This is a genomic window from Pelomonas margarita (genome assembly GCF_043555875.1).
Classification (GTDB): Bacteria; Pseudomonadota; Gammaproteobacteria; order Burkholderiales; family Burkholderiaceae_C; genus Pelomonas; species Pelomonas margarita.
This window is the reverse complement of sequence record NZ_JBIGHW010000015.1, coordinates 82981-93533: the sequence shown is the minus strand read 5'-3', so window position 1 is coordinate 93533 and position 10553 is coordinate 82981. Positions and strand designations below refer to the sequence as shown.

General features: G+C 68.9%; 12 protein-coding genes. 8 read left to right on the top strand and 4 right to left on the bottom strand.

Annotated features, from left to right (window positions below):
- Positions 1-240 precede the first annotated feature (240 nt).
- Positions 241-1002: a hypothetical protein gene (locus ACG0Z3_RS20595; protein WP_394401188.1), complete on the top strand. Its 762-nt coding sequence runs from the start codon at positions 241-243 to the stop codon at positions 1000-1002.
- 519 nt (positions 1003-1521) lie between these two features.
- Here the strand turns inward: ACG0Z3_RS20595 and ACG0Z3_RS20590 are convergent.
- Positions 1522-1935, bottom strand: coding sequence for a type II toxin-antitoxin system VapC family toxin (locus ACG0Z3_RS20590; protein WP_394401185.1), 414 nt, complete (start codon positions 1933-1935; stop codon positions 1522-1524).
- Positions 1935-2192 carry a type II toxin-antitoxin system Phd/YefM family antitoxin gene (locus ACG0Z3_RS20585; protein WP_394401197.1) on the bottom strand — a complete coding sequence of 86 codons (258 nt, stop codon included), beginning with the start codon at positions 2190-2192 and terminating at the stop codon, positions 1935-1937. The genes ACG0Z3_RS20590 and ACG0Z3_RS20585 overlap by 1 nt, the downstream gene beginning before the upstream one ends.
- A 328-nt stretch (positions 2193-2520) precedes the next feature.
- On the opposite strand from ACG0Z3_RS20585, the gene ACG0Z3_RS20580 reads away from it, so the two are divergent.
- The 3 genes from ACG0Z3_RS20580 (at position 2521) to ACG0Z3_RS20570 (ending at position 4260) form a co-directional block, all read left to right on the top strand.
- Positions 2521-3141, top strand: coding sequence for a site-specific integrase (locus ACG0Z3_RS20580; protein ID WP_394401182.1), 621 nt, complete (start codon positions 2521-2523; stop codon positions 3139-3141).
- Positions 3142-3262: 121 nt separating this feature from the next.
- Positions 3263-3946, top strand: coding sequence for a PadR family transcriptional regulator (locus tag ACG0Z3_RS20575; protein WP_394401179.1), 684 nt, complete (start codon positions 3263-3265; stop codon positions 3944-3946).
- A gap of 2 nt (positions 3947-3948) precedes the next feature.
- The gene (locus ACG0Z3_RS20570) at positions 3949-4260 is read left to right on the top strand and encodes a DUF3861 domain-containing protein (RefSeq protein ID WP_394401176.1); all 312 of its coding nucleotides are present in this window, start codon (positions 3949-3951) and stop codon (positions 4258-4260) included.
- Positions 4261-4382: 122 nt separating this feature from the next.
- Here ACG0Z3_RS20570 and ACG0Z3_RS20565 read toward each other — a convergent pair whose 3' ends face one another.
- Complete coding sequence (locus ACG0Z3_RS20565; RefSeq protein ID WP_394401173.1) at positions 4383-6062, bottom strand: phosphoethanolamine transferase; 1680 nt, start codon at positions 6060-6062, stop codon at positions 4383-4385.
- Between the two features lie 43 nt (positions 6063-6105).
- The gene (locus ACG0Z3_RS20560; RefSeq protein ID WP_394401170.1) at positions 6106-6813 is read right to left on the bottom strand and encodes a phosphatase PAP2 family protein; all 708 of its coding nucleotides are present in this window, start codon (positions 6811-6813) and stop codon (positions 6106-6108) included.
- Positions 6814-6915: 102 nt separating this feature from the next.
- Here ACG0Z3_RS20560 and ACG0Z3_RS20555 point away from each other — a divergent pair, with 102 nt between their 5' ends.
- The 4 genes from ACG0Z3_RS20555 to ACG0Z3_RS20540 are packed head-to-tail and all read left to right on the top strand — an operon-like array spanning position 6916 to position 10510.
- Positions 6916-7575 (top strand): response regulator transcription factor, encoded by a 660-nt coding sequence (locus ACG0Z3_RS20555; protein ID WP_394401194.1) that lies wholly within the window; start codon positions 6916-6918, stop codon positions 7573-7575.
- Entirely contained in the window at positions 7572-8828 is a 1257-nt protein-coding gene (locus ACG0Z3_RS20550; protein WP_394401166.1) for a sensor histidine kinase, read from the top strand. Before ACG0Z3_RS20555 ends, ACG0Z3_RS20550 begins: the two co-directional genes overlap by 4 nt.
- Before the next feature lie 36 nt (positions 8829-8864).
- On the top strand, positions 8865-9608 hold the full coding sequence (locus ACG0Z3_RS20545; protein WP_394401164.1) for a proteasome-type protease: 744 nt from the start codon (positions 8865-8867) through the stop codon (positions 9606-9608).
- Positions 9605-10510, top strand: coding sequence for an alpha/beta fold hydrolase (locus tag ACG0Z3_RS20540; RefSeq protein ID WP_394401161.1), 906 nt, complete (start codon positions 9605-9607; stop codon positions 10508-10510). Before ACG0Z3_RS20545 ends, ACG0Z3_RS20540 begins: the two co-directional genes overlap by 4 nt.
- The last annotated feature ends 43 nt before the right edge of the window (positions 10511-10553 follow it).

Genomic DNA, 10553 nt, shown 5'->3' with positions numbered 1-10553 from the left:
AGGGTAGTTCGCCTGCGGCGCGGCGGGCTGCTTGCCGGTGGGGTGGATGGCCATGATGGAAAGTCCTCGCTGAGTTGCTCGGTCTCACGCGTCAGAATGGATCGCGTGAACAGCAACATTACGGGACGACTCAGCGCAGCATCGGACCCTTCGCAGGCTCTGCCTTCGGGGTTGCTCCGCGTAGCGGCTTCGCCGTCCGCTGAGCTTCAACGTTAGGCATCAGAAATACAACGGAGGCACATGGCGACACAACCTTGGGCTGCAGGGCCGAAAGAAATTCTAGAACACGGAATTTCCCTACTGCGCAAAGATAGCGATAAGAATAGGCGACTCGCACTATTAAGCGTTGACAATGCAGTTGAACTTACGATCAAGACATATCTTGGACTACCAAAGCGAATAAATGGTATTACTGTTCCAAGAAAGGAATTTGCGGAATTCAGTGAAAGTTTTCCAAAGCTACTAGATGCACTTGAGCAATACGCATCGGACAAAATTGCGGGAATAGATCTCGGCGAAATTGAGTGGTTTCACAGGCTTAGAAATCAGCTCTATCATCAAGGCAACGGCCTAACAGTTGATCGCGACAAAGTCGACATCTATTCAGAACTGGCAAAGCTCCTGTTCGAAAATCTGTTTGGTGAGACCCTCTCCTTTTCGCCAGAAGATCAGCACCAGCTGTTGGGTGAATTCCTAGCGTCATGGGTTGCATTCGAGCGAATGACTGCGGACCTTGGTAAGCAAAACTCTGACAAGTTGTCTACTCTAGGCGGCCGGATCAGACCACCACTAATGGCGATGAACGAAATGATTCGTGCCGGGGTCTTTGAATCCTCCGATGCCAAAGAAATAGAGGAGTTGCGCCGGATACGCAATGAAGTCGTTCACGGCATGGCTGATTACAAAGTTGCAGTAAATCGGAAGATAATTCAGCGCTTAGAGAAGATTACATCTAAGTATCAACGTATTGCTAACTCATCCACCGCCGCGCCTGATGCCTAACGAGTAAGGATAGATCGCGCTTGCCGCGATCTGATCCGTTTGTTGGACAAGCCCGGGGCCAGGCGGCGCGTCGGGTGGCGGGCCACTGCAAATAGATTCGGGGGAGCCAGTCGCGTGAACGGCGCTGGCAGCGGCGGCGAAGTGCGCAGAGGCGTGTCGAGGTTGCTGCGGGCGGTCTGAGCGGGCGGAGTTGGCGCTGGTTCTGGCCGTTATGTCAGATGGGCGTGCAAGCTGGCGCGACGGCGCTTTGGTGGAGCCCGTTGAAGACGGCGGCGGTGCCCAAGGGTCAGTGCATCGTTGCGTCTCGCGCTTGATCGGGCCTGCCGGGCCTGGGCCTGTCAGCCTTGCCGGGCGCGTCGGGCCGCAGGGCCCGGGCGGTGGCGCAGGGCGACGGCTGTAGCGGTGGCATGCGCCGACACAGCACGGCCATGGGCTGGCCGCAGGTGCAGCGCCAGACGGGGCGTGGGGTGCTCACGGCGGCGATGTTCGGCGCGTTTGGCGCCCTCAGGCACTGCATGCCTACACCGAGGCAAATGGATTGAAGACTTCCAGCCCCAACGCATTGAAATCACTGACGTTTCGCGTTGCAACGGTCAATCCGTGCACCTGCGCAGTGGCTGCAATCATTGCGTCTTCATAAAGCGTATCGGACTTCCTGTGCATCAATCGCGCCCACGCCCTGAATGTGCTGGCATCCATTGGCAGCACGTTGTAGCTGCCGGAAACTTGTTCGAGCCAGCCCTCGATTTCTCGCGCTTTGTCGGGGTCTTGTTCCCTCGTCATCTCAATGCCGGCCTGGATCTCGCCCAGCGTCACTGCGGACAGGTGCAGTTGCGCGTCATCCAAAGATTCAAGCCAGGCAACCACGCCTCCGTGTGGGCGTTGGCGGCGGAGTTCAGACACCACGTTGGTGTCCAACAGGTACTTCCTCATCACAGCATGGGCTCCACCTTGCGACGCGTAGCCTTGCCGCGAGCAGGCACTTCAAAATCAGCCCGCGCAGCGTCAGACAACAAAAGCTGCTTGAGTGAGGGGCGCGCGGCTGATTGGAGCCTGCGCCACTCCTCCACTGGAATGAGCACAGCGGCTTCCGTGCCTCGCCGCGTCACCATCTGCGGTCCTTCGTGCAGGCAGGCATCCAAGAACTCGCTGAACCGCGCCTTTGCATCCTGAACTGGCCACGTATGCATTGCCACCTCCATCGAACTAGTCATTCAACCAGTCTGCATCACTTGCTACCGCAAGTCAAACAACCTTCGGTGGCCCAACCCGGGCCAACAGGCCGTTGCACGCGGACGCCAACACTGACCATACCTTCGGCATTCTTATGGCCAGTGTTGGTGCCCTGCGCACCTTCGGTGCTCCGACGCCGGTGAACTCGGGCGTTGAACTAAACCGCTGACGCGGTGCGCCCGTGCGGCGGCCACCGCGTTTTGCATTCAAGCGGGACTTGCGAGAAGGGCGTGGCGAGTCAAGCCTTCTGCTTGGGGAACGTTCCCCGGCACGAAGGAGAAGGTCATGACCCCGTTGCGGCAACAGATGCTGAATGCCATGGCGGTGCGCGGCTTGGCGGTGCGCACGCAAGAGACCTACGTCGACTCGCTAGGGCGCATGGCGCGCTACTTCGGACGCAGCCCGGCCGTGCTGAGCGCCCAGGAGATCGAGACCTACATGCTGTACCTCGTCAAGGACCGCAAGCTGTCCTTCTCCAGCGGCAACCACGTCGCCGCTGCCAGCCGCTTCCTGTTCACCCACGTGCTGGCCCAGCCAGAGACGGGCGAGCGCATGCTGCCGCCGGTGGCGCGCACGCGCCAGAAGCAGCCCGAGCTGCTGAGCCGCGAGCAGATCGCCCGGCTCTTCGCGCACTGCCACAGCCCCATGGCCCGCATGCTGCTGCAAACGCTGTACGCCTGCGGGCTGCGCCACTACCAGGCCGCACGGCGCGATGCCCGCATCGACAAGGCCGGCAGCACCCACACCCTGCGTCACTGCTTCGCCACTCACCTGCTTGAAGCCGGCGTCGACCTGCCCCCCAGAGTTGCGCCCATTCTTGGGTTCGCAACTGACCGTCGAACGGGGGCGCCCCAAATCACCCCCCGAAACCCGCGCGCCGCAGGCCTGGCCTGCTTGAGCTGGTAGGCCAGGGCGCGCGATCGCCCCGGGCGCCACGTGAAGCTCTGCAAAGCTGCAGCTCACCCGCTGGACTTTGTTTGCTTTGAGATATATCTTAGATGCATCTAAACCACATCGGAGTTGCAACTTGCATCCACGACATTTCTTCTTCGACCGGCGCCCTGCCGCCGCTTGCGGCCCCTCGTCGCCCATCCACCCGGGCGAGCGCGAGGCTCGCCAACCTCACCACGGCATGCGCGTAGGCCACGCCGAAGGGCGCGGCGGCCACCGTGGGGCGGCCGGTGGCGGCTTCAGTCGCCACGGCGGCGGCGGCCCGGGCGGCCACGGCGGTGGCCACGGCCGCGGCGGCCGCATGTTCGAAGCCGGCGCGATCAAGCTGCTGGCGCTGAGCCTGGTCGCCGAGCGGCCCTGCTATGGCTACGAGCTCATCAAGTTCATCGAAGGCCTGGTGGGCGGTGACTACAGCCCGAGCCCGGGCGTCATCTACCCGACGCTGACCTATCTCGTCGACATGGGCTGGGCGACGGTCGCGGACGGTGATGCCGGCCGCAAGCAGTACACGGTGACGACGGAGGGCCTCGCGCAACTGGAACGCCAGCGCGACGAACTGACCGCCCTGACCGAGCGGCTGCGCGGGGTGCGCGAAGGTGCCGGCGCCCGTCGCTCGCCCGACATCGAACGCGCCATGGGCAACCTGAAGGCGGTGCTGCACATGCGCTTCTCACCGGCCAATGCCAGCCCCGATCTCGCCCGGCGCGTGGCCACGCTGATCGATGAGGCCGCGCTCGCCATCCAGAAACTGGAGGTCTGACCATGAAGCAGCACCGCTACCGCGTGACCATCGAGCACCTCGCCCTGCCGGACGGCAGCCCGCCGCTGGCGCCGCAGCCGCTGAGCTTCCAGACCGGCAACCACGACGACATCCTGGCCATCGTGGCGCGCATGCGCCTGCGCGGCGACCTGCCCGAGGCCGATGCGACGGCCTTTGCCGTGGGCCTGAAGCTGTTCAGCGAGGTGATGCTGCAGCACCGCGAGCTGCCTTTGTTCGCCGGCTTCGCGCCGCACTTCAAGGCCTTCATGCAGCAGCTCAAGCGCGGCCCGGCCGCCACGCAGGGGAACGCATGAACCGCCGCCACGGCACCTGACCCCTGCTGGCGGCAGCCGCCACAAATGCCCGTGCCGCATCGCACGCTGCGGGCCGGCTTCGTCACCGCTGTGCTCGCGGCGGCGGCGCGGCCGCCGGCCTCTCAGCGCCGGCAGCCCGCCAGCAAGTCCCAGTCGGGCCGGTAGACACTGGCCTGCACGCCCACCCAGCCCAGCGCGGTGTGGAAGAAGTGGTCGTGCGAGACCGGCCGGTCGCGCAGCGCGGGCAGGCAGCCGGGCTTGAGCGACGCGGCCAGCGCGCCGCCTGCGGGCACCCACAGGATCATGGGCACGTGGGTCTGCTCGCGCGGGGCGAAGGCATAGGGCATGCCGTGCAGGTAGAGCCCGCCCTCGCCCAGCGATTCGCCGTGGTCGGACGCGTACAGCAGCCCGGTGTCGAAGCGCTGCTGCTGCGTCTGCAGCCAGGCAATGCTGCGCGCCAGCAACCGGTCGGTAGCGACGAGGCTGTTGTCGTAGGCGTTGACGACCTGCTCGCGCGGGCACTGCTGCAGCGAGCTACTGCGGCACTCGGGCTGGAAGGGCTTCTGATCAGGCGCTGAGCGCTTGTAGTAGGCCGGGCCGTGGCTGCCCATCTGGTGCATCACCAGCACCACGCCGCGGCTGGCGCGCTCGGCGTCCAGCGCAGCGAGGCGCGCGTCCAGCCCGTGCAGCAGCGCGTCGTCCAGGCATTCGTCGCCGTCGCACAGGCCGGCGGGTAGCGGCGCGGCGCCGGGGGGCAACCGGGTGGTAGGGCTGTGGGGCACGCGGTCGCACAGCCCCTTGCAGCCGCTCTGGTTGTCCAGCCACAGCACGGCCAGGCCGGCGCGCTGCAGCACGTCCAGCAGGTTCTCCTGCGGCTGCTTGAGCGCGAGGAAGGCCTCGCGGCCCAGCGGCGAGAACATGCACGGCAGCGACGCTGCGGTGGCCGTGCCGCAGGACGTGACGTCGCGCAGGCTGAGCACGGGCAGCGTCGCCAGCTCGGGGTTGGTGGGCCGCGCATAGCCGTTGAGGCTGAAGTTCATGCTGCGCGCCGTTTCGCCGACGACGATGAGCAACAGCGGCGGCCGGCTGCCCGGCGGGCGCGGCAGCAGGCGGGCATCGGCGCCGATGACGGAGGGCGGCCCGGAAGGGGCCGCGCTGCCGCGCGAGGCCGCCGCGCCCAGCGAGTACACGGCGTTGAGCGGCGTGATCATGTAGCGCAGCCGCTTGTGGTTGCGCATGGTGGACGACAGGTCGGCGAACACCCCCACCGCCAGCACAGCCGCCGCCGCCAGCCCCAGCACGAAGCCGGCGGCGTTGCCGCCCAGCCGGGCGCCCAGCCGCTGCGCCGCGGCCGCGGGCCGGCGCAGCAGCCACCAGGCCGGCAGCGCGCCGAGCAGCGCCAGGCTCAGCAGCAGGCGCCCGCTCAGCAGGTCGCGGGTCTCGTGGGCATCGGTCTGCGCCATGTTCACCACCATGCTGGGGTCGAACACGATGCCGTAGCTGCCGATGAAGTGCGCCAGCGCCGCTGCGGCCAGCAGCAGCAGCGCCAGCAGCGGCCGCCCCACGCGCGGCCAGGCCAGCAGGCTCAGCAGCGCGCCGGTGGAGGCCGTCACGATGCCCGCCATCGCCAGCCCGAAGCCCAGGCCGCGCAGCCCGGTCACCTCGGGCAGCGCCTGCAGCTGGCGCCACAGCGGCCAGTTGGCCAGCAGGCCCATCCACAGCGCGGCCAGCCAGGCCTGGGTGAGTGGGCGCGACACATCGGGCCGGCACCAGGCCAGCGCTTGTTTGAAGGGAGAAGTCACGGCAGGGCTTGGGATCGTGAGGCGGGCGGGCCGCCGGGTGGCATCAGGGCTGCTTCAGCAGCCGGCTGCCGGCCAGCGCGACGGCCCAGCAGATCCAGGCCGTCCACAGCGTGTGGCTGGGGTAGTGCGCGCCGCGCACCATCTGCCCCCAACCGAACACCGCGCCGGCCAGCAGCACCGCGCACAACCACGCGATGGCCGCGCGCGGGTAGGCGCGCCGCAGCGCGAAGTAGCCGCTGAAGAACACGAACGCGGCGCTGGCATGGCCGGACGGGAAACAGTGGCCGCCGCCACCGTCCAGCACACCCGGCCGCCAGTGCGACACGTACTGGGCCAGGCCGCCGAACTCGGCCAGGTCCCAAGGGCAGCTGGTGGTGCTGGCGCGCTTGAGCAGCGGGATCAGCAGCACGCACAGCAGCGTCATGACCAGCCACCAGACGCGCTCGCGGCGGGTCTGGCGCGGCAGCACCGGTCGGACGACATTGAGCAGCAGCAAGCCGGCCATCAGCCACGCCAGCGCCCGGCCGCCCTGGTGCAGCACGCCGCTGGTGAGCCAGTGCTCGCGCAGCGCAAAGCCGGCGGCGTCACCCCAGGCGCGCACGGCCGCGAGGTCCAGCGCCGACGCGTCCCAGGCCAGCAGCAGGCCCAACGACAGCAGCGTGGCCCACAGCTCGGCACGCCCGGCGGGAGTCACAGACAGCGGGCCGGCAGACAGCGACAGCGGGGACAGGGGCGGGGCAGACAGCGACATGGCCCCGCATTGAGCCCACGCCACCTGAAGACAGGCTGAAGCCGTCACGCCCCGCGTGCTAGCGTTCGCAGCCCTGACCTGTTGATGCCTGACCCGACCACGATGCGCCTGCTGCTGCTGGAAGACGACGACGTGCTGGGCGAAGGCCTGCGCGACTTCCTCGCGGCCGAGGGCCATGCGGTGGACTGGGCGAGCACGCTCGGCGCGGCCCGCGCGCTGGCGGCCGACCCCTACGACGCGCTGCTGGTGGACTGGCAGCTGCCCGATGGCTCGGGCATCGCCTGGGTGCGGGCGCTGCGCCGCCAGGGCAACACCACGCCGGTGGTGGTGCTGACCGCGCGGGACCTGCTGAGCGACCGCATCGAGGGGCTGGACAGCGGCGCCGACGACTACCTCGTCAAGCCCTTCGAGCCCGAGGAGCTGCTGGCCCGGCTGCGCGTCATCGCGCGGCGGCGCGCCGGTGCGGCCAGTGCCACGGTGGTACTGGGCCCGGTAGCGATCGACCTCGCCGCCCGGCTGGCTCGGCGCGACGGCGTGGACGTGGAGCTCACCGCGCGCGAATGGGCGCTGCTGGAGGCGCTGGTGCAGCGCAGCGGCCGCATCGTCGACAAGCGCGAGCTGGAGCTCATCGTGCTGGGCGGCGAGGCCGAGATCGCCAGCAATGCGCTGGAGGTGCATGTATCCAGCCTGCGCCGCAAGCTCGGGCGCGAGCTCATCGAGACCCGGCGCGGCCTGGGCTACCGGCTGGTGCCGTCGCCATGACGGCGCTGCCGTCCATCCAGGGCCGGCTGTCCCGCTTCGTGCTGGGACTGACGCTGCTGTGGGCGCTCGCAGGCGCGGGGCTGGTGTGGCTGGCGGTGCGGGCCGAGGTCGACGAGCTGATGGACGAGACGCTGCAGGACGCCGCCGATGCGCTGGCCCAGGCGCTGCAGGTGGCCCCGCCGCCTGACAGCGGCGCGCCGGTGGTGGTGAGCGGAGCGGCGCCGGACAGCCATTTCTCCTGGCAGCTGGTAGGGCCCGACGGCCGGCTGCGGGCCCGCTCGGCCCGGGCGCCGGCTCAACCCTTTCATGCCGTGGCGCAGCACGGCTTCGCGACGGCGGCGGACCGCTGGCAGACCTACGGTCAGCCGCTCGGCGCAGCCACGCTGTATGTAGCGCAGACGACGCTGGAGCGCCGCGAGGCGCTGGCTGCCGTGGGCCTGGCCAGCGCGGGCACGGCGCTGGGCGTAGGCCTGCTGGCACTGGCGCTGCTGCGCGCGCGCCTGCGGCGCGAGCTGCAGCCGCTGCACGACTTCTCCACTGCGCTGCGCGGCCACGACCCGCTGACCCCGGCCGCCACGCTGCCCGCCGCGACACGGGCCGAGATCGCCCCCATGCACGACGCGCTGGCCGAGCTGGGCCAGCGGCTGCAGCGCCGGCTGGCCAACGAGCGCGCCTTCACGGCCCACGCCGCCCACGCGCTGCGCACGCCGCTGGCCGGGCTGGATGCGCAGCTGGCCGTTGCGCTGCGCGAGGCGCCGGCACCGCTACACCCGCGGCTGGCCCGCATGCGCCAGGCGGCCGGCCGGCTCAGCCGCGTCGTCACGGCGCTGCTGACGCTGTTCCGCAGCGGCGTGGATCTGCAGCGCCAGCCGGTGGACGTGGCCGGCCTGCTGGAGCGGCTGCCGCTGGACGGCCTGCACATCGACGCGCCCGCCACCACCACCGTGCAGGCCGATGCCGACCTGCTGGCCGCCGCGCTGATCAATCTCGTGGACAACTCGCTGCGCCATGGCGCGCGGCGGCTGCAGGTGGCGCCGGCCGGCCCCAACCGGCTGCAGCTGCGGGACGACGGCAGCGGCTGCACGCCCGAGCGCGTCGCCGCGCTGCAAGCCGCACTGCAGGCCGAGCAATACGACGGCCACATGGGCCTGGGCCTGATGCTGGCCGACATCGTGGCGCGCGCCCACGGCGGCAGCCTGCGGCTGCTGGCCGACGGACCGGGCTTCGGCATCGAGCTGGACCTCGGCCCGTAACATGCCTGGCAGATCACCTCCGCAAGGACTCCTGCCATGACTTACTGCGTTGCGATGCGCCTGCGTGCGGGCCTGCTGTTCGCGTCCGACACCCGCACGAATGCGGGCGTGGACCACATCGCCAGCTTTCGCAAGATGTACCAGTTCCAGATCCCGCACCAGCGCGAGATCGTCCTCCTGACTGCGGGCAACCTGGCCACCACGCAGTCCGTCATGTCGCTGCTGAACCAGCGCCTGCAGGGCGAGGGCGAGCACCTGCTGAACGTGCCCAGCCTGTACGACGCGGCCGTTCTGCTGGGCCGCACGCTCAAGGAGGTGGTGGCCCGCGACACGCCGGGCGGCGCACAGGGCCAAGGCGTGGACTTCGGCGCCAACTTCCTGCTCGGCGGCCAGATCCAAGGCGAGGGCCCGCGGCTGTTCCACGTCTATCCGCAGGGAAATTTCATCGAGGCGACGGAAGACACGCCCTACTTCCAGATCGGCGAAAGCAAGTACGGCAAGCCCATCATCGACCGCGTCATCCGCTACGAGACCACGGCGCTGGAAGAGGCGGCCAAGTGCACGCTGGTGAGTTTCGACTCCACCATCCAGTCCAACCTGTCGGTGGGCCTGCCCATCGACATGGTGATGCTGCGCGCCAACCGCTTCGAGCAGGCCATGCAGCCACCGCACCGCATCGAGCGCGACGACCCCTACTTCCTGTCGCTGCGCAGCGGCTGGAGCGCCGGCCTGCGCAAGGTCTTCGACGAGCTGCCCAACGAGCCGTGGTTCTCGACATGAGCGCCGGCACTGCCCCGCCGCTGACGCTGCTGCCCTGGACCCACGCCTCGCCAGTGACGGGCACCACGTTGCACGGCTGGCGCTCGGCGCCCTCGGGGCGGCCGCTGCTGCACTTCCTGCACGGCAACGGCTTCTGCGGCCGCGTCTACGAGCCGCTGCTGCAGCTGCTGGCACGGGATTTCGACCTCTGGCTGTGCGACGCACCCGGCCACGGCGACAGCGAAGCCACGCCCCACTTCCTGGGCTGGAACCGCTGCGCCGAGGCCGCGCTGGAGGCCTTCCAGGCTGGCAGCGCACCCTATGGCGACGTGCCAGCGATGGCCGCGGGCCACAGCTTTGGCGGCGTGCAGACAGCGTTGCTGCTGGGTACGGCCGGCCAACCCTTCAGCCGCGCAGTGCTGCTGGACCCGGTGCTGTTCCCACCGCCGATGCTGCTGGCCGCGCGGCTGATGGGCCGCACCGGCACCGGCCTGGTGAACCCGCTGGCGCGCGCCACCAAGCGCCGCCGCCCCAGCTGGCCCAGCCGCGAGCACGCCCGCCAGGCCCTGCGCGGGCGCGGCACCTACCGCGGCTGGACCGAGCCGGCGCTGGACGCCTTCATCACCCACGCGCTGCGGGACAGCCCCGACGGTCAGGTGCAGCTGAAATGCTCGCCGGCGCTGGAGTCCACCATCTTCAGCACCATGCCCGAGCGGCTGTGGAGCCGGCTGCGCCGCATCGCCGTGCCCACGCTGCTGCTGCATGGCGACACCACCATGCCCTTCGTGAAGACAGGCTGCGCGCGAGCCCATGCGCACAACGCGCCGCATGTGCATGTGCAGGTCACGGCCGGCGGGCACTGCTTCATGCAAGAACGCCCCGAGGACACCGCGGCCCGAGTGCGAGCCCACCTGCTGGGCTGAACGGTTGCGTGCAAGGCGGGCATGGGTGAAAGACTCTCAACCT